General features: G+C 32.7%; 16 protein-coding genes. 10 read left to right on the top strand and 6 right to left on the bottom strand.

Going from position 1 to position 20,710, the window contains the following annotated elements; translation table 11 throughout:
• Positions 1-8 precede the first annotated feature (8 nt).
• From QY331_02575 to QY331_02530, 10 genes are all read left to right on the top strand, one after another.
• Positions 9-260, top strand: a complete 252-nt coding sequence (locus QY331_02575) for a carbon storage regulator (protein ID WKZ70140.1) — start codon at positions 9-11, stop codon at positions 258-260.
• A complete protein-coding gene (locus QY331_02570; GenBank protein ID WKZ70139.1) occupies positions 253-984 on the top strand; it encodes a response regulator in 732 nt (243 codons plus the stop codon). The genes QY331_02575 and QY331_02570 overlap by 8 nt, the downstream gene beginning before the upstream one ends.
• Positions 984-1,841: a flagellar motor stator protein MotA gene (motA, locus tag QY331_02565; GenBank protein WKZ70138.1), complete on the top strand. Its 858-nt coding sequence runs from the start codon at positions 984-986 to the stop codon at positions 1,839-1,841. Before QY331_02570 ends, motA begins: the two co-directional genes overlap by 1 nt.
• Positions 1,841-2,617 carry a flagellar motor protein MotB gene (locus QY331_02560; protein ID WKZ70137.1) on the top strand — a complete coding sequence of 259 codons (777 nt, stop codon included), beginning with the start codon at positions 1,841-1,843 and terminating at the stop codon, positions 2,615-2,617. Before motA ends, QY331_02560 begins: the two co-directional genes overlap by 1 nt.
• On the top strand, positions 2,614-3,009 hold the full coding sequence (locus QY331_02555) for a response regulator (GenBank protein WKZ70136.1): 396 nt from the start codon (positions 2,614-2,616) through the stop codon (positions 3,007-3,009). The genes QY331_02560 and QY331_02555 overlap by 4 nt, the downstream gene beginning before the upstream one ends.
• The gene (locus QY331_02550; protein ID WKZ70135.1) at positions 3,006-3,674 is read left to right on the top strand and encodes a response regulator; all 669 of its coding nucleotides are present in this window, start codon (positions 3,006-3,008) and stop codon (positions 3,672-3,674) included. Before QY331_02555 ends, QY331_02550 begins: the two co-directional genes overlap by 4 nt.
• 66 nt (positions 3,675-3,740) lie before the next feature.
• A complete protein-coding gene (locus tag QY331_02545; protein ID WKZ70134.1) occupies positions 3,741-4,379 on the top strand; it encodes a hypothetical protein in 639 nt (212 codons plus the stop codon).
• Positions 4,366-6,261, top strand: a complete 1,896-nt coding sequence (locus QY331_02540) for an ATP-binding protein (protein WKZ70133.1) — start codon at positions 4,366-4,368, stop codon at positions 6,259-6,261. The genes QY331_02545 and QY331_02540 overlap by 14 nt, the downstream gene beginning before the upstream one ends.
• Positions 6,262-6,379: 118 nt before the next feature.
• Positions 6,380-6,862: a chemotaxis protein CheW gene (locus tag QY331_02535; GenBank protein ID WKZ70132.1), complete on the top strand. Its 483-nt coding sequence runs from the start codon at positions 6,380-6,382 to the stop codon at positions 6,860-6,862.
• A gap of 46 nt (positions 6,863-6,908) precedes the next feature.
• Complete coding sequence (locus QY331_02530) at positions 6,909-8,999, top strand: methyl-accepting chemotaxis protein (GenBank protein WKZ70131.1); 2,091 nt, start codon at positions 6,909-6,911, stop codon at positions 8,997-8,999.
• A 145-nt stretch (positions 9,000-9,144) separates the two neighbouring features.
• Here the strand turns inward: QY331_02530 and QY331_02525 are convergent, their stop codons facing one another.
• From QY331_02525 to QY331_02500, 6 genes are all read right to left on the bottom strand, one after another.
• Complete coding sequence (locus tag QY331_02525; GenBank protein WKZ70130.1) at positions 9,145-10,386, bottom strand: PAS domain-containing sensor histidine kinase; 1,242 nt, start codon at positions 10,384-10,386, stop codon at positions 9,145-9,147.
• A 104-nt stretch (positions 10,387-10,490) separates the two neighbouring features.
• Positions 10,491-11,555: a response regulator gene (locus QY331_02520; protein WKZ70129.1), complete on the bottom strand. Its 1,065-nt coding sequence runs from the start codon at positions 11,553-11,555 to the stop codon at positions 10,491-10,493.
• A gap of 120 nt (positions 11,556-11,675) precedes the next feature.
• Positions 11,676-14,969 carry a PAS domain S-box protein gene (locus QY331_02515; protein WKZ70128.1) on the bottom strand — a complete coding sequence of 1,098 codons (3,294 nt, stop codon included), beginning with the start codon at positions 14,967-14,969 and terminating at the stop codon, positions 11,676-11,678.
• 122 nt (positions 14,970-15,091) lie between these two features.
• On the bottom strand, positions 15,092-16,330 hold the full coding sequence (locus QY331_02510) for a hybrid sensor histidine kinase/response regulator (protein ID WKZ70127.1): 1,239 nt from the start codon (positions 16,328-16,330) through the stop codon (positions 15,092-15,094).
• Positions 16,331-16,435: 105 nt separating this feature from the next.
• Positions 16,436-16,813: a response regulator gene (locus QY331_02505; GenBank protein WKZ70126.1), complete on the bottom strand. Its 378-nt coding sequence runs from the start codon at positions 16,811-16,813 to the stop codon at positions 16,436-16,438.
• 13 nt (positions 16,814-16,826) lie between these two features.
• Positions 16,827-20,612 (bottom strand): PAS domain S-box protein, encoded by a 3,786-nt coding sequence (locus QY331_02500; GenBank protein WKZ70125.1) that lies wholly within the window; start codon positions 20,610-20,612, stop codon positions 16,827-16,829.
• Positions 20,613-20,710 lie beyond the last annotated feature (98 nt).

Genomic DNA, 20,710 nt, shown 5'->3' with positions numbered 1-20,710 from the left:
AGAAGACAATGCTTGTACTTAATAGAAAACCAGGCGAAGAAATTCGAATAGGAAGTGATATTCTTATTAAAATAATTTCTTCAGCTGACGGAAATGTGAAAATCGGAATTGATGCACCACAAGATGTTGCAATACTTCGCGGTGAATTATATCAAAATGTTAAAGAAAGTGTGATCAAAGCTTCAGAAGAAAGTTACAAACCATTAACCGAAGCTAAATCACTTACAATTAATAAGTTAAGAGATACAGATAATGAATGAGCCTGCTGAAAAACTAAAAATTTTAGTAGTGGATGATTCCGATTTAATTCTGCACGCACTAAAAAATTTCTTTCGTGAATATAATCTCGAAGTAATTACTTGTCATGATGGGCTTGAAGGTATTCAGCAAGCAATGGAAACCAGACCGACTCTCATCATACTGGATTTAATGATGCCGAATTTAGACGGTGTTAAGATGTTAAATGTCATCAAACTGATGAAAGAACTCAAGGATATTCCGGTTATTGTAATAAGTGGCAATACAAATAAACGAAATGTTATAGCCGCGATTGAAGCCGGAGCCGAAAAAGTTTTATCAAAACCACTTAAGAAAGAATTGCTAAAGAAAAGCATCTCGGAAGTATTGGGTCCGGAGTTTCTCAAGAATGCAAAGAAACCAGAGCAAAAAATCGATTTGAACAAAGAAGATCAAGAATTCATAAATGAACTACGTCAATATTTTTTGAATGGATTTAATTCAAAAGTTGAATTGATGGAATCTGTTTTTAGAAAAGAAGATATGGATAATCTCCGCTTTGTTTTCCACGAATTAAAAGGAACCGGTTCAACAATTGGCTCACCCGAACTTACTCAAATAGGATTGGAAGTTGAGCAAAAAGTTGATGAAAAGATTAAGGATTGGAATTACTATAAACAAAGATGGGATGAAGTACTGGAAATAGTTAAAGAAATTAAAAAAGAACAAGTCTCTTTGGAAGATTAATGCTTATAATTATCGGAATATTTGTTGTTACTGTATCTGTTATTGTCGGGTTTGTTATTGCCGGCGGTAATTTACTTTTACTGCTCCAATGGGCGGAATTTTTAGTAATTGGTGGTGCCGCTATTGGTAGTCTTCTAATTTCATCGCCGGTTTCATTAATTAAAAAAATTATAAAAGCCATTCCGGAAGCAATTAAGGGTAGTCATCTTACCAAACAAGATTTTATGGAATTATTAAAATCTTTTAACGATTTATTCCTAATCGCACAGCGAGATGGTTTACTTTCAATAGAAAGTCATATAGAAAATCCTGATGAAAGTGAAATACTATCAAGAAGTAAAAAATTCATCCAGCAAGATTTTATGAAGAATTTCTTCTGTGATACAATGAAAGTTATGCTTTCCGGTGGAGTTCCGCCTCACGAGTTAGATGCACTGATGGATATAGAAATAGAAACTTTCGAAATTGAGAGTCAACCTGTTAGTCACTCAGTAGCTAAAGTCGGGGATGCATTACCGGGTCTGGGTATAGTTGCGGCGGTTCTCGGTATTATTGTCACAATGAGTTCAATCGATCAAGGCGCTGCAGCAGTTGGTGCACACGTTGCCGCAGCGTTAGTTGGTACTTTTCTTGGAGTGTTGCTTTCCTATGGATTTGTAAATCCACTCGCTACCAGCATTGAACATATGATAGAACACAAAACCAGATATTTGCAAACTATAAAGTCATGTATTGTTGCATATGCAAAAGGTAATCCGCCGATTGTAGCTGTTGAAATTGCAAGAAGAACAATTTTCTCGGAAGATAGACCATCATTTTCGGAGCTGGAAAATTACATAAGAGGAAAAACTGAATAATGCGCGGAATAGATAACCCGGAACCACCAATAATAGTAAAGAAGATTAAGAAAGGAGGCGGTCATCACGGCGGCGCTTGGAAAGTTGCCTATGCTGATTTTGTTACCGCTATGATGGCTTTATTTATTGTGCTCTGGGTACTTAGTGCAGGCGAAGATGTTCAACAAGCTGTTGCCGGATACTTTAAAGATCCTGTTGGGTTTAGCTCCGGCGGCGGAAAGTTAATTGATCCGAATACAAAATTGAATTTGATGGACAACAATATTCTGAATGAAAAAGATTTCAAGGAAATGCAGAAACAAAAATTTGAAGAAATGAAACAAGAAATTATAGATAAGCTTTCGGAAAGTGAGGGACTTGCATTTCTATTAGATCAAGTAAAATTTGAATTGACCGACGAAGGTCTTAGAATAGAGTTGTTGGATTCATCAAACGATGTATTTTTCCAGCTTGGTAGTGCTCAGTTAAATCTTGCGGCAAAAGAAGTTCTTAACAGAGTTGGAAGCGAGATAAGTAAAATCCCGAATAAAGTAGCAATTGAAGGACATACCGACATCAGACCCTTTAACTCCGGCGGTATAGAATATACCAATTATGAATTAAGTGCAGATAGAGCAAATTCAGCAAGACGAGAATTAATAAAAGGTGGACTTCGAGAAAATCAGTTGGATGAAATTAGAGGTTACGCCGCTAATCGTCTGCGAGATAAAGATGATCCGTATAACATAATTAACAGAAGAATTAGCATTATTATTAAATATTCAGATCAATTATGAGTTCAAAGATTGCAATAATAGAAGACGATCCGTTTACACAGCATTTATATTCACATCTTATGAGAAGAGCGGGGTATGAAGCTTACATTATGGAAGATGCGAATCTTTTATTAAAGAAACTTGATGAAGAAAATATTGCACTTATAATAATGGATATAAATTTGCGAAATACATATCTTAATGAAGAGAAAATAAACGGCATTCAATTGTCAAAATACATTAAAACGCACGACAAATATAACCACGTTCCTGTTATTCTTGTTTCTGCTTTTTCAATGGCTAACGAAAAAAATAATGTTTTGGAAGAAAGTTTAGCACATCATTTTATTACCAAACCAATTACTGATTTTAATGCTTTTATCACTACTTTAAAAGAGACAATGTTAAATTGAGCGACGAACAGAAAAAAATATTGATTGTTGAAGATGAAGCCGATACTGCCTATATACTTGGTTTGCTTCTTAAGAAAAATAACTTCATATCCAAAATTGCAAAGAACGGACAAGAAGCCCTAGAGATTCTTGAAAACTTTACACCCGAAGTAATTATTGCAGATTGGAACATGCCTATAATGAATGGTATAGAATTATGCGAAAAGGTAAAAAGTTCGGATAAATATAAACTTATCTATTTCATTATTTTAACAGCCAGATCTACATTACAAGACCGCGTAAAAGGATTAGATGTCGGAGCAGATGACTTTCTTCTCAAGCCTATTGAGAATCAAGAGTTATTAGCTAGAATTAGAACCGGTATGAGAATTCACAATCTTCAAAATGAACTTCGTCAGATTGAACACAGTAAAGCGTTAATTGAAATGGCTACAACCATCGGACACAATATTAATAATCCGCTAAGTAGTCTTCTTCTTTCTCTTGAAAATATAAAAGCTGAATTAAAAGAAAATAAGTTAATTGCCTCAATTAGCGAAGATGTAAATATCATCGAAGAATCCCTCAAAAAGATACAAATACTAGCCAAAGATTTAACAAACCTTCAGAGGCCTGAATTAATTCAATATGCAGAAAATAAGAGCATGTTGAATTTTAAGGACTAATTCGAACAATTTGATTTTTTACGCTTAACTTTTTGCAGAATCACCCGATAATAAAGTGGTGACTTTATGCTTAAAAGTATAGCAAATATAAAATCTAGTTCCGGTGCTGAAAATTCCGGTAAAAATATTTATAGAAAATTTATGTCCTCTACTATTTTGAAACATGAAGACGTACACGACAGCTTAAATATTTCTCAAGGTTATCGAATTTTCAGAGACTATAATTTTGATCTAAAAAGATTTAGGAAGAATAATACCGGTCTGCTCGAAATCATTTTTGATTATTCGGAAATTAAGTTTGAAACACTATTGAATATTGAAAATCTCACAAATTTTTTACGATTGGATTATGAACTTAGATTCAAAGAAGATAATCCACAATTTGCAGCATCTGTATTTACAAGAACATATTACTCGGAATTTATTGAGAATCAATTACGTATAAATAATATCTCGTTTCTAATGGATAGAATTAACACGCTTGGAGTAGGAAGTGAAATAAATATTTCAAACACTCGCGCTCTAAGTAATTTATTAGATGGTGCTTATAACGGTATATTAAACGAATTTAAAACTATAAATTCAATACTAATTACAGCTGCAAAAAATACATTTAACTTGGGTATAAAGCATTTACCAAAGAACGATGCAGAAAACGAACTTGTATTAATTCAGAAGATTACTCCGCTTAATGGAAACTATTAATAACATAATTGATAATATTGCAAAACATCAGACTGATTCTGATAGCTCTGAACACATCATAAATTCCGCAAAACTAGCCAACTTCATGTTTGTTGATGAAACAGGATTAATACTTTATAAAAGTGATAGTTTTTGTGCAGAGTTTGATTTAGTAAGAGACTTAAAATCCATAGATGAACTTCAAACCGATCCTGATATTTCCTTAATAATAAAAGGAATGAATTATAATAAAACCGATCGGCTCTCTCTTGAATTACTTTTCTATTTCGTAAGGCAATCCGAAGTTAAAGATTACCTAGTTCAGATAAACAGAATTACACTTCTAAATAAAAAGTTCTTCTTGTTACTTTTTGAAGAGCCAAAAATTTATAAGGTATTTGAAAATAAAATTAACACTTTGCAGCACGCGTTAGAAAGAGGAAACATACCTGTATTAATAGCCGATGAAGAATACAAAACAAAATATGTAACGCAAAATTTTGAAGAGATCCTTGACAAAAACATCGAGGACTTATACGATAAACCGATTTTTGATATTTTGATTTCCTATCTAACCGAATCTGATGAAACAATTTTACTACATGCTATGGAGACCAAAAAACCTTGGTCAAAAGTTATAAACATTAATCATCCGAAAAAAGAAAATGCTTTTTATGATATAAGCATCACTCCGGAATTTGATTCTTCTCTCAGAAAGTGGAGTTACATCTTAAGTGCTTATGATATTACCGATTATATACTTAAAAACCGAACTCTGAAAAAAGAGGAAGCACGTTTAAGAGGAATTATAAATAACATTGCAGATTCACTTTTTGTTATAAAAATAAAGAACAAACTGACCAATTTTGAAATTGGCAACGATAGATTTTTTGAATCATTCCATATTGACAAAAATAAATTTGACGCATCTTTATTTGAAAAACATTTTGATGTTGACCTTTGGAATACAGTCAAACAAATGATTGTTCAAGCTGATCAATCTAAATCCAAATACAGCTCCTATAAATTTTATTATAAGAAAGTCGATAAATATTACGATATAGGTATTACCTATGTGGACAATAAATTTGATGATGAACGATATTACATTATAACACTGCGAGATATTACGGTTAAAGAAAACTACGAAAAACATCTTGAATCGGCCTATGCTAAAGAACGAGAGTTAAACAAACTCAAGACGTTAATACTTCATAACATGTCACATGAGTTAAGAACACCCGCAAATGCAATGATGGGTTATACCGAAATTATTGAAGATGCCATTGAGTCGAAAGATTATGATACTGTTTCTCAAATAAGTATTTCAGTTAAAGAGATACTTGGTAAACTCATTAATCTCTTTACTAATATAATAGAATTATCAAGTATTGAATCCGGAGAATATGAAGTTGAGATAGTGAGAATAAATTGCAATCAAGTTCTTCAAAGTGTTTTCAACAAAAAATTTGCTGAAGCATTAAGCAAAAATCTTAATTTCTCTTTTGAATCCAGAGATAAGAATTTATTTATAAAAACAGATTGGGTAAAATTCGAAAAGATCATTCGAGAAATAGTTGATAATGCAATCAAGTTTACACAAGAAGGATCCGTAAAAATTGAATCTTTTTTAAATGAATATCACGATGCCGAGATAAGAATTATTGATACCGGCGAAGGCATTGAAGAAGAGAATATCAAAAAAATACTAGAGCCGTTTCAACAGGAAGCTGAATTTTATACAAGGAGTTATGAGGGAAATGGACTTGGTATAACAATTTCTCATAAATTGACTTCTTTACTTGGTGGTAAATTTAAAATTGAGAGTAAGAAAAATAAAGGAACAGTTGTAACATTAACCTTCCCTACCGTCTCACCAAGACCCACAATTGAACTAGAATAACTCAAGCTGATCTGTAGCAAATTATTAACTAAAGAATGCATAGTTGGTCTAAATTTCCACTCATATTATTCGATAATATATATGGAATATTAAGTCAAATCTAACATGAGGAAATGAAATGGAAAATCAAAAAATAGAGATTACCGATTTAATACAACTTGTCAGTTTTAAAGTCGGGCGCGAAGAATTCGGAATTGACATTCTAAAAGTTCAAGAAATTAATAGAATGTTAAAAATAACCAAGGTTCCAAATGCACCGGATTTTGTTGAAGGAGTTGTAAATCTAAGAGGAAGAATTATACCGGTTATCGATTTAAGAAAAAGACTTAAAATTGAAAGTAGAGAGCACGACAACAAGACAAGAATTGTTGTTGTTGATATAACCGGCAATACAGTAGGATTTATTGTTGACGAAGTAAACGAAGTACTTCGCATTCCTAAAGATATTATAGAAAATCCGCCGGAATTAGTTGCTACTGTCGATAGTGAATTTATTACATCGGTAGCAAAATTAGAAGACAGAATTATAATCTTGCTTGATTTAGATAATCTTCTTAAACAAGACGAACAAGCAAATCTAGATAAACTAACTGAACAATAAACAAAATATAAGCGAATAACTTACAGCTATATTAGCTGAGGACAACATGAGTATTCTTAATAACTCCAAATCATTATCAAAAAAAATATCCCACTCAGTTGCAGGTGCATTAATACTTCTATTGGGTGTGCTTTTGATCTTTGTTTTATATTATTCACAAAGTTCAAAACTCGAAAGTGCAAAGGATTTGACAGACGAAGTAAATCAAACAATGAAGCAATCCATACTATTCTCAATGGGAGAAGGTATTACTGATGTTGAACCATTTGTCGATAGGATCAAACAACTTGACAACATAGCTGAAGTAAGAATAATTCCCACAGATTTAATTGACGACACAAAAGCAAAAAGCATAAATTCACTCGAAAAAGAAGTAATCAAATCCAAGGAAGATTATTTTGGTGAAGATGAACATAACGGTATTCCTGTGTTTCATTCTATAACAACTTTAGTTGCTGATGAAAACTGCTTGGATTGCCATGAAGGAAATGTCGGTGATGTTTATGCGGTTATGAGTATTAAATACTCATTAGAAGAAACCTACGCTTCCATATATGGCGAACGAATCGGAGCAATAATTCTGATAGCAGCATTTGCAACTTTTGTTTGGTTGCTGATTTTATTTTTAGTCAAAAAGAATGTTTTGAACGATTTGTTTAACTACATCTCGAATGTTAAAAAATTAGCGAAAGGAGATCTATCCGAAAAGATTTCGGTTACACGTAAAGATGAACTTGGTGATTTAGGTGAATCACTTCAACATCTGCAAGGAAGTTTAACAAATCATGCACAAACCGTTAAACATTTCTCCGAAGGAAATTTTGATGTTGAGGTAACCACACTATCAGACAAAGATATATTAGGCAAATCTATATTTGACATAAAAACCAGCCTAACAAATTTATCCAATGACGCGAGAACATTGTCGGTTGCAGCAAGAGACGGTAATCTTTCGGAAAAAGTTGATGTTGATAAACATAAAGGATTATTTAACAAAATCATCAAAGGATTTACATCTACATTTACGCATTTAACCGATCCAATAAAAGAAGGCAATATCGTACTTCAAAAATATGCAACCGGAGATTTAACCGCTCGTGTAGAAGGCGAATATAAAGGTGAACATCAGCTTATAAAAAATAGTATTAACAATTTAGGTAATTCTCTTTCTTCGCTTATAAAGAATGTTACCGAAGCAGTTCAAGCAACAGCAAGCGCAAGCAGTGAAATTTCTGCTTCATCGGAAGAAATGGCTGCCGGTGCTCACGAACAATCCGCACAAGCTACAGAAGTAGCAAGTGCAGTTGAACAAATGACAACAACTATTTTGCAGACTACAAAAAATGCAAACTTAGCATCAGAAAGTTCTGTAAACGCAAGCAAACTGACAAAAACCGGTGTTGAGCAAATTACAAGAGCAAAGGAAGGAATGAATGAAATTACCGCTTCTGCACAAGGAACTGCTAAAGTAATTAGTTCGCTTGCAAATAAAACCGATCAAATTGGAAAGATTGCTCAAGTCATTGATGATATCGCCGATCAAACGAATTTACTTGCGCTAAATGCAGCAATTGAAGCCGCACGCGCCGGTGAACAAGGAAGAGGTTTTGCAGTTGTAGCAGACGAAGTCCGCAAACTAGCCGAACGTACGACAAAAGCTACCAAAGAGATTGCCGAAACAATCAAAGAAATTCAGAATGAAGCTCGCGAAGCAAACGAATCAATGGTCGTTGCCGGTAAAGTAGTAATGAAAGGAATTGAGTTAAACGCTCAAGTTGAAGAAGTCTTATTAAGTATTGATAAAACAGTTAAATCTGTAAGTGATGAAATTAATCAAGTTGCATCTGCAAGTGAAGAACAATCTACGGCAGCCGAACAAATTAGCAAGAACATTGAATCAATAAGCAATGTAACACAAGAATCTGCTGCGGGTACTCAACAAATTGCTAGAGCAGCCGAAGACTTAAACAAGCTGACGGAGAAATTACAAAGCATGGTTGCACAATTCAAAATCATAGCTTTTGAATATACCGGCAGTTCAATTAAAACTAGTTTCCACTCAGCAGATCAAACAGCAAAAATTCCTAAAATTTCTCCGAGCAATGGAAAAGGTAACAACGGTAGATTAGTTCACTAAGATTTTTCATAAACCCTCATGCCCTCATAAAACACTGTCAGTCAAAAATGATTGGCAGTGTTTTTATTGATTACAAAAATCTTTTATACCTATTATAGTTCGAGTGGGATTACTTTGTGTGGAGGAAATACGGAAATAGCAAGACTTAAATTTCTTCTGGTTCAACCGGAATTCTAAAAAAGAAAGTGCTTCCTTTTTCACGTTCACTTTTAGCCCAAATTTTACCATTGTGTTTTTCAACGAACTCTTTGCTAATAAGCAAACCTAAACCAGTTCCGGTTTCGCCTTCGGTTCCTGAACTTGTTACTTTGCTATCTAGTTTGAATAATTTATTTACAATCTCTTTACTCATACCGATTCCGGTATCTTCTACTGAAACAATTAAATCATCAATATCGAATCCGGACGAGATTTTTATCAATCCATATTTTGGTGTGAATTTAATTGCGTTGTTCACAAGATTTCTAATGATTGTTTTTATCATGTGAGCATCCGCATTTATTGTACAGTTTTTGGGGACCAAATTAACAACTGTAATATTTTTGTCCTTCGCTACCGATCGCAATGCGTTAACAACTGAAGACACAACTTCATACAAATTGAAAACTTTCGGCTCAAACTCAATTCTGTTGAATTGTATTCTTGACCAATCCAGTAAATCTTCTATTAAGTTGAATAAACCTTCCGAAACTTGATGAAGATTATATAATGAATCTTTTATTTCCTCTCTTGAAAATCCGTCAAAGTCTTCAAGAATTAGTTTGGTTAGACCAAGTAAAGAGTTAAACGGACTTCTGAGATCGTGTGAAATAATAGAAAAAAATCTATCTTTATTTTTATTTATCTCTTCAAGCTGCATTTCAGATTGACGCAATTTTTCATTAAGAAGAGCAAGTTCACTAGTTCTTTCTTCCAGATCATCTCTAACAACCTGCATCTCTTCAAAATATCTACGAATATATTGTTCCTCTTCTTTCTTAGAAGAAATATCCTCCACTGCAGCAACTATTTTTAATTCACCATTATCTTCGGGAAAGTAGTGCGAGAATTTGTACAGGAATGTAATGACCTTCCCTTCTTCAATTTCATATTTGACATCGACTTGTATTACATTTTCACTTGTAGAATTTTTAATCTGATTAAAGTATTCACTAAGTTTTAATTTTGATTCACGATTTTCAAGATGAAGCAAATTTAATTCAGTCGGATCTTTTGAAACTTTAGAAAAAAGTTTTTTTGCGGAATTATTATAATTAATTATTGTTCCATCTTGATCAATTTCTAGTAATGCGATTGGCGCCAGTCTAAAAATGCGGTCATCTTCATTTTTAGTAATATTATTCTGAACGTCAGGATTATTTTCGAGAGTTGAGATTTCGGTGTTCATTTAAATTCGGCTGATTATTTATCACTGAATTAACTAAAGATGCTACTAGCTAATTCATTATCGAATGAAAAATAGATTTGTTTAGGCTGCGTTTACAAATATATTCAAGAAGCTAAACCGAGGTTTATTTTTACTTCGGTTCCTTCATCTTTTTTACTATTTATTTCGAAGTTTCCATCTGCAAGTTTAACTATATTTTTCACAATGGCTAGACCAAGACCATTTCCTTCCTGTTGATTCTGCTCTCTGTTGAATTGCTTAAATGCAGTTATTTGTTTTTCTTCATCCTTAGTCATTCCCATACCTTTATCAATAACTAAGATTTGATAAGTATTACCAATTACTTCTCCGCTAATAATTATTGGAGAACTCGATTGCATAAATTTATATGCGTTATCGACTAACTCAATTAAGATTCTAGACAAATAGTCTTGTGAAATTTTTAATTCTGCTTCATCTATTTTAATAGAAAGAAGACTGACATCATTATTACGGAATTTTGAAGTAAGCAAATTTGTGACATACATACTATCTATTTGAGTTTTATCAATAGATTTGTTTTCTGTTTTATTTAATTCTAATTCCGCGAAGTACAGGAACTTTTCAATTCTATCGTAAAGTCTTAATCCGGAATGCTTCACCTTCTCAGCCATTTCTTTAATTTCTCTTTTTTCCAAATCATCAAGATTATTGATGATTAAATCGGCAAAACCAAGTATTGAAACTAAAGGTGTTCGCAGTTCATGCGGAATGTACATTGAAATATTGGATTTAAGATCATCAAATTTCTGTTTAAAATTACTTTGTTTTTGTAAGCGAGTTTTCACAGCCGAAATTAAATCATTCGCTTTAAATGGTTTAGTGATATAATCATCAGCGCCGTATTGCATCCCCATTCTAATATCTCGTGTTTCGGATCTTGCGGTAAGTAAGATTATTGGAATTCCGGAGGTAACAGGATTTGATTGAATATATTTTACTAAATCGTAACCATCTATTCCGGGCATCATAATGTCTGATATAATTAAATCGGGAAGACTGTTTTCTAAAGACTTTATTGCGCTGATTCCGTTATCTGTTTCGATCACTTCAAAATTTTCAGATTCCAAAATTTCAGCAATATTACTGCGAACAATTTCTTCATCTTCAACGATTAAAATTCTCTTCACTGTCCCTCCCGGCTGTAAATTGATTTTCCATTTGAAGAAATCAAAGCGTCTTTAAGTATTTGCTTTAACCTGGCAATAATTGTCGATAAATACAATACAAAGAAGAAATATATTTAAAAATTATTGAATGAGAGGAAGGATGATTTCGAACTGAGTCCACTTTTTAATTTCACTATTTACATTAATAGTTCCGTTGTGTAATTCCACTGCTTCTTTCACAATCGAAAGTCCTAGCCCGGTACCTGAAATATTTGAAACATTTCTACCACGATAAAATGGTTCAAATAAATTGTTAAGTTCTTCTTGTTCAATACCAATTCCATGATCTTTTATTTTTATGTTTATGTTGTCATCATAATCAGAAATGAAAAGTTCAACGTCACCACCATCAGGTGAATATTTTAACGCATTTGAAATAAGGTTTTGAATAATATACTTAATAAGTTTTTCATCAAGAAAATATTCTTCACTTTTTAAGTTGAATTCCACCTTGAAATTATGTGTTGCCTTTTTAAGCGGTTCTAAACTGATTAAATTTTCTTCTACAAGTTTTTTGAGTTTCAGCCTACTAGGACTGAATTCTATCTTACCGGTCTCAACTCGCGATAAAGTAAGTAGATCTTCCATTAAGTCTGTTAAGTTTTCAACAGAATATTTTATTCGAGCAATATGTGAATGAAATTTATCCTCAGTCCATTTTCTCCCAAATTTTTCTATTAATTCTGTTGAACTGTAAATTGCTGTTAAAGGAGTTCTGAGTTCATGCGATGCAAGAGAAATAAAATTTGATTTCATTTCATTCAGTTCTCTTTCCTGCTCAAGAGCCTTCTGCATTTGATGCTGGGTTTCTTTACTTTTTGTTATATCGATAATTAAACCCACTATACCTTCAGGTACTTCTTCTTCCGGTCCAAATGATGCTTTGTACACCATAATTGGGATAGTTCTTCCGCTCTTATTTTGCGCAACGGATTCGTAAATAATTTTACCATGTTCTTTTAATAATTTGTTATCTGCTTCTTCGGCTTCTGATGCTATTTGTGTGTTAGCAATTTTCTCAACTGTTTCCCCTATTATTTCATCAAACCCAAGTTCAAACAATTCTATAAAAGCTTTGTTTACGTCTGTATATTTTCCGGCTCTATTTTTTACAAAAACCGGATTTGGAATTGTGTCGATAAGTGTTCTTAAAAAGATATTTTTATTGTTTAGCTCTTCTGTTCTTCTTTCAACTACGTGTTCGAGGTACTCTTTGTAATTCTTTAATTCAATTTGAGCTTTAGTTAACTCGGTTATATCTTCTTTAACGGCAATATAATGACGAACACTTCCGTCTTCGTCTGTTATTGGTGATATCGATGCTGATTCAAAGAACAGTTCGCCATTTTTCTTTTTGTTTTGAAAAATACCGGTCCATGTTTCGCCGCCTGAAATTTTCTCCCACAATTCTTTGTATTGTTCGTCAGATGTTCTTCCCGATTTTAAGATATTCGGATTTTTCCCAATAGCTTGATCGTAGGAATAACCAGTAACATCTTCAAACTTTGGATTAACATATTCAATATTTCCGTTTAGGTCGGTAATAACAATCGAAACCGGACTTTGTTCAACCGCTCGATAAAGGATTTTCTTTTCTTCTTCTGCTTCAATCAATGCTGTAATATCTTTTTGAGTTCCCCAAATTCTTAATAAAAATCCGTCTTCTACAATTCCAAAAGCATTATTAGAAAAGTGGAGCGTGTTTCCCTTCTTATCAGATTCCGTTGTATGCTGATTTTCAACACGATAACTACGATTAATTAAATCAACGGTTTTATTGAAGTTTTCAGGATATCTTTCGAGATCATGAAATTCCGAAATCTGTTTTCCAATTAATTCGTAAGGGTATTTTGCACCATACATTTTTACAAAAGCAGAATTGCATTCTGCGATATAACCATTTTTGTAAAATAATTTTGCTTGTTCTTCTGAAGGCAAATTAGTACTGATGGGCATTGTAAATTCAATTCTGTATATACCTTCATGTGTCTCGTCAATAAATGCTTCATATCGCTCTCTGCTTGCTTGAAGCATTTCTGCAATTCGTTTGTTTTCCGTTATATCTCTAATTATGGCAAGAAGTGAATTTTCACCACTTTTAACAATTCTTGATTCATAGTATCTTATTTCATCGTTCATCTCAAGAGGATATTCATAAAGCTGCATTTCTCCCGTAACCTTAGCGGCATAAATTTTTTCCATCGTTAAATCAGATAATTCTTTAGGGAAAATGTCACTAACTTTTTTACCAATAAATATCGCGGGATCTAAATACAGAGCTTCATCAGTATTGGCGTAGTATTCCGTAAAGGTACCATCAGAATCAAGCTGGAATAAAAGATCAGGAAGAGCGCTAACAATCGCGCTATTTTTTTCTAAACTTTCGCGCAAGTTGTTTTCCACTTTTTTTAACTCAGAGATATCTTCCACTACTCCCATTCCGCTTATTATTCTATTATCGAGATCGCGAATACCACGGAGATAGATTTTAGCATTTACTTTTTTACCTGAAGTAATCGATGTGTATAAATCTTCGTAGTAGCCATATCCGTTCAATAATGTTAAGCGAACTTGTTCTGCTAATTTTTTATCAGGTAATTGAAGTAAATTTATTCCGGTTAGTTTTTCTCGTGAGGAATTTAAGATTTCTATAAACTTTTCGTTGAAGTCTGTTATGATGCCATCGGAATCAAAATGAAAAATTCCTAGCGGGGAGTTCAAAAAAATGTTACGATATTTACTTTCACTATCTTTAATTCTTTGCTGGGCGGTTCCAACACTTTTAATATATATAAACAACCAAATAAACAGTGTTGTAAAAAGCACCACGGTTATTGCAATTCTTAATTCTTGAATTAACTCGAGCTTTTCTTGATCAACATTAATTATATCAAGATACGTTTGGTTTAATAAATTACTGATACTTAGGAAAGTATTAAGTTTTTCAATATTAGCCGCTTGCAGAATTATAATTTCTTCGCTATTGAGATTGTTACTAACTATTAACCATGAGAGTTCTAGATATTCCTCCAATTCTTCTGAAGCTAATTCGAGTTGTTTTATGAGACTCGAATTCTTATCATTTGCACCAATGCTTGCGGAATATTTAAGTGAGGATTTTAACTTCTCAAAAGACGTGCTTAATTTTTCTAATGAGTTTACCAATGATTCATTCTTATCCAAACTATCCGGATTAAAATCTTTTATTGCACTATTTGACTTGAATAAGTTCAATTCAATATCGGAGAATAATTTCATTACATGAATTTTTTCTTTATGACGGTAGTGAACGTAGTAGTATGAGAATACCATCGAAACAATCAATAGTAGAAATACGATTGCAATGAATATTAAAAAGAATTTATTCTTTTTCATCTATCTAACGTATACTTATTCTCTTAATTATAAGAAGCTATAAAGATAATAAAACCCAAGTTTAGCCAATCGGATTTTCGTAACATGTTTTGGGTAAAAAAAGAGGATCCCACTTATAAAATTTATCTGCCATTTGATTTGATGCGTAAAGAAACTGTAGTGCCTTCGTATTTTACGCTATGAATTGAAATCTCAATATCATTCAAATCGCAAAAATATTTTACCAATGCCATACCTAATCCGTTTCCTTCATAACTTCTTGAATATCCATGCTCTTCTTGTGAGAATGGTGTGAAGATATCTTTAATATAATTTTCATTCATTCCAATACCGGTATCTTTGATGCTGATAATAGTTTCCGAATCAGTTTGGCAAAGGCTAATATTTATATAACCTGTCGAGGTAAACTTTATAGAATTGTCAATTATATTATTAAGAATTTGGACAAAGGAATAATGATCCAAATGAACACAGCATTCCTCCAATCTTGAATCTAATTTTATCTCTAAATCCTTTCTAATTTTTTGTTTGTGTTCGTAAATCAGAGTTTCAAGAACTTCAACAACGTCGATCTCCACAATTCGTTTTTCATATGAACCTGAAATTACTTGGGACATATCAATAAGTAAATCAATAGTTCTTATAATTCTTTCACCGGATCTTTCAATTATTGTAAAACCATCTCTAAGATCTTCGGGAACACAACTAACAGCTTCGGATTTAATTAAACTGGTAAAACTGATAATAGAATTAATAGGTGTTCTTATTTCATGAGAAACTTGCGATAGGAATTCGGTTTTCAGTTTATCAGCATTCTCCGCTTTAAGTTTAGCAACTCTCATCTCCGAATTAGATCTTTCAAGTTCTCTCGTTTTCTCTTCCAGTTGTTTTGTTCTGTGTTCAACAAGTTTTTCTAAGCTTGCTTTATATGCTTTGTTCTCTTCTATTAACTGTACTTTTTCTAATGCGCGATGAAGACTTAATTCAAGCACATCAAAATTTAGAATTGGTTTTGTGATAAAATCCCAAGCACCAAGTTGAATTGCTCTAATTGCATTATCAATTTCGCCTGTTCCGGAAACAACAATCAAAGGTGTATCGGGAGAATTTCTAGAAATGTAAGAGATAACTTGGTGGCCATCAATATTCGGCATATTAAGATCAACTACAACTACATCAAATTTTTGACTTAGAAATAACTGAATTCCTGTCCTTCCATCATTAGCTACGGCAACAACACTTTCTTGATCTTCAAAGTAAAACTTCAAACTTTCGCATAGCTGAACATCGTCATCAATGATTAATACTTGCAAACCGGTGAAGGGAACATCGTACTTACTAGAATTTGGATTATTGCTCATATAGGACTACTAAAGATTAAAAAAATAGTGAGTGACAAAATTAAATAAATCTGCGGTAATAATTATATAAAAAGCTCCGATTAAAAATTAGATTTTCAGCCAATTTTATAGACTGGTGGATAATTCCTTTATTTTCTTAACGAAAATGTCCATTGATTTTATTGGTTTATGATAAACATCGTTCTGAGTCATTCCGATATCAATTAGTTCTTTTGAAAGTTTATAATCCGAAGAACCGGTGTAGATGAGAAATTTAGTTCGGAGATTTAGTTTATGTGCTTCTAATATAAACTCTTCTCCATTCATAACCGGCAAACGTAAATCCACAATTCCAACTTCAAATTCAGAATTCGAAAATTCACTTAACGCAGTTACAGAATCTTCATAAGCAGAACAATCAATGCCCTCATCTTCAAAATAGATCTGTAAGTTTAATCTTACGTCATAGTCATCATCCAAAATTAACAGCTTAATGTTTTTCATTTTAGCCGCCTTTTTATCTTGGTAATTTTATTATAAATGTGGTTCCTCTTCCTACTTTTGAATTGAACGTAAGAATTCCATCATGATTATTCTTTATAATCATATATGATACCGATAAACCTAATCCGGTTCCGTCTCCTACTTCTTTCGTTGTAAAGAATGGTTCAAAAATTCTATGACTAATTTTTTCGGGGATTCCGGGACCATTATCTTCAATTTCGAGAACTACATATTCAGCTTCCAATTTCAATCTAAAAATAATTTGTGGGATCTTTTCCAAATTATTTTCTTCATGAATAGCTTGAGCCGCGTTACGCACAATGTTGAAAATTACTTGTTCAATTTCAGTTACTGTAATCTTTATATCAGGCAATGATTCAGGAAACTCCTTAATTATATCAATATTCCTAAAATCGAATTTCTTCTTCATATCGTAATCATTATATGCTAATTCAAGCGTATCGTTAACCAGCTTAATCATATCGTATTTTACTTTCTTAGATTCACTTCTTCTGCTGAACTGGAGCATGTTCTTTATAATCTCGGAAGCTTTAGCGGCTGCTGTTCTCATAGATTCAATGATATCATGTATTTGCCGTTCTTTCATGTAAGCTTCAATCGCTGTAATTGTTAAACCAAGTCCTTGTGCAATATCATTATTCTTCGGTAAAACGTCTGATGTTCTACGTAAAATGTTTTGACATCCTTGAACTATTGTACCAAGCGGATTATTTATCTCGTGCGCCATACCGGCTGCTAATCCGGCAACACTTAACATTTTTTCTGATTGAATCATAAGTTCATCAATCTTTTGTCGTTCGGTTACATCTTCAATCATTAATACAAAACCGGGTTGCTGTTCATTTTTAATTTTTGAAACCGTAAGTAGAAAATTTTTAATCTCGCCATTTTCTTTTATTATACTTTTTGTAGTACTGTCGGATTCTGATTGATTTCTAATTGCTTCACGTAAAGAATCTTCAATAAAATTAAGCCCCGGGAACATGTTAAACAAATATTCATCTTCTGCCTCTTCATCAAAATATTCGCGTGATGCTTTATTAGAATGAGTCACAAACAATTCAACATCCACCGAAATTATTACACTTTGTATCGAATCCATAATAAATTGGATATAGTTAAAAGCCGATTGTAATTCTTTCCTTGCCTTTTCTATCTCGGTGATATCTTGAACCACATTAAGGATACATTCTGTATCGTTGAAAATTATTGGGCGAAGTGTAAGCAGTAAATTTCTTTTACCAAGTTTTTTGTGATAAAAATTAAAAGGATGATTTTCTAACTCACCATTATATTCAAGCATATGACTTAGTTCACCATAAAGCTCAACCGGCAAATTTTCATTTTTAACGGCATCAATAATTGACGACGAGTAAATTTCTTGAATACTTACACCGACTAAATCTGAGTAAGCTTTGTTAACAATTAATCTCTTATGCGGTACTTCTTTCTCGATAATTTGCATTGGTATCGGTGAATCTTCAAATATTCGCAAGAAATTTTTTCGTTCAATTGCAATTGTATCTTCAGCTTTTCGTTTTTCTGTAGTATCAATAAAAAATACACTCATTTTATTTTCGCCGGTATTAAAAGCAAAGATTTCAAAAATTCCTCTTACTCCCTTTTCGTCATATCTTATTATTCCCTCATAATTCCTAAGTTCACCTTTAGCCAATTTTTTATATACATCAACCAACTCGGTTTTGGTTAAATGCGGGAAAAGTTCTTCCATAGTTTTGTTCATAAAAACAGAATGATCCGAACCTAATATTTGCTCCGCTGATTTATTATAGCCGCTAAAGATAAGATCATCGTTGCCGTTAATTTTATAACTATGAGCACCAAAAGGAGAAGAATCAATTATGTTTCTAACAGCTTCTTCAGCTATCTTTCTCTCTGTTATATCGATATAAATTGAACCAACATAGAGTTCTTTTTCAGTTTGAATCGGGAAAATAGATTGAAGAATTACCAAACTATTTCCGTTTCTATTAATAATTTTTATTTCCGTCTGTTTAATTTTTTCGATAAAACTTCTACCGCGTTTAGGATCACTTGTCAACATTTTAATTCTATTTAACTTCTCCTTTGCTTCCAGCAGAGGAATTTCTGAAGTGTCAATTATACTTAGCTGTATATCCCATATATATTTACCTATTGCTTGCTGCTTTGGAATTCCGGTCAACTTTTCTTGTGCAGCATTAAATTCTATTATGATTCCATTCTTATCCATCAAAACAAAACCGTTTGAAGATTGCTCGATAAACGATCTAAATTTTTCTTCACTTAACTTGATTCGTTCTTCGGATGATTTCCTTAAAGTTATATCCGTCAACACACCAAATGAGCCTATTACCTCACCTTCTGAATTATAAACCGGCGATCCGCTTACTAAGAAATCGATTTTCTTTCCGCTCTTACTTCTAAATGCAATTTCATATTGACTTGCTACTTTCTTTGTACGAAGTGTGTTCATTTTTTTAATAATATGATGATCAGCCTGATCGAGCAAAACTTCGTAACCAGGTTTACCTTTGATTTCATCCAATGTATAACCAAGAATTTCGGTAAACTTATTATTTACAAACACAATTCTATCATCGTTATCGACCTGCATAACACCGTCGTTCATTCCTTCGATGAGTGTTCTTAATTTAAACTCACTTTCTTTTAATTGAATTTCCATACTTTTTGTATGGGTAACATCTTTAACTCGGGCTTGCAAAAACTGATTTTCATTTAGAATAAATTTGTCCAGCGTAATTTCTGCGTTAAAAAGTGAACCGTCTTTTCGCTTGTGAATCCATTCGAAAAATAAACTCTCGCCAACCAATGCCTCTTTAATCTTTTGTTCTTCGAGTTCGGATGAAAGCTCCCCCGATGATTGATATTTGGGAGAAATTTCATGAGGAGCTTTACCTATTAATTCATCTTCTTTACAATCAAATATCTGCAATGATTTTTTATTGCACTCTATAATCTTACCATCTTTTATAAGTAGAATTCCATCGCCGGCATTTTGAAACAAAGATCGGAATTTAATCTCATTTTGTTCTAAATCTTTTTTCATTTGGGCTGATTTCAGAACACTGTAAAAATTTATATATCCAACTAAAACTATAAAGCCCATGTAACCCAAATCATCCAGCAGCAGGATTTGAATATTGTAGAAATATATTAGAGCTTGATCAACTATTAATCCGGATAAACCAATGGTAAACATTGATAATAAAATTACGGCTTTTTGTTTTTGTCCTGTTCGGAATAAAAAACGTATTGCTAACGATGAATAGAAAAGAAGTAATAGTAAAATTGCCAGCACAAACAACAACCATCTTGATGCAGTACCTTCAGCGTAGTAGATTGTTTCTACATTAAAGATTTGTGTAGGAGACATTTGCTCAACGTGACTCCATGCTGCACCGTTAGGTAATACAATGTTGATGATAAAAAATATTGATAAACATATTATTGCAAAGATTTCAAGCGGACGATTTACATACTTGGTAAGATTCGATAATAGATAAATATATGAAATACCTGCAATGGCTAACAATGAAGTACTAATTTTATCGATTAATAAAAATTCTGAAACTTGGTTAGAATAAAACCCGAGGAGGTTAAAAGTTATACCCAATCCGAGAAAGGTTGCAAATACAAAATATGCTAGATTCGTTTTTCTATCGATGTACTTTAAAGCCAAGAATAGACTGAAGAGAGCACTAAAGAAAAACAATCCAATCAACATTCCTTCGAAAAGGGTAAAAAGGCTGATCATAATTCCTCAAATTAAACACAATACCATATCTACATTATCGAAGATAATTTTCGATAATTAAATTGAGGATCTGCTTTGGAACTAAATACACAAGTAAT

This window comes from Melioribacteraceae bacterium, assembly GCA_030584085.1.
Classification (GTDB): Bacteria; Bacteroidota; Ignavibacteria; order Ignavibacteriales; family Melioribacteraceae; genus SURF-28.
Note: the sequence above shows the minus strand (reverse complement) of the source record. Positions and strands in the feature narration are given on the sequence as shown.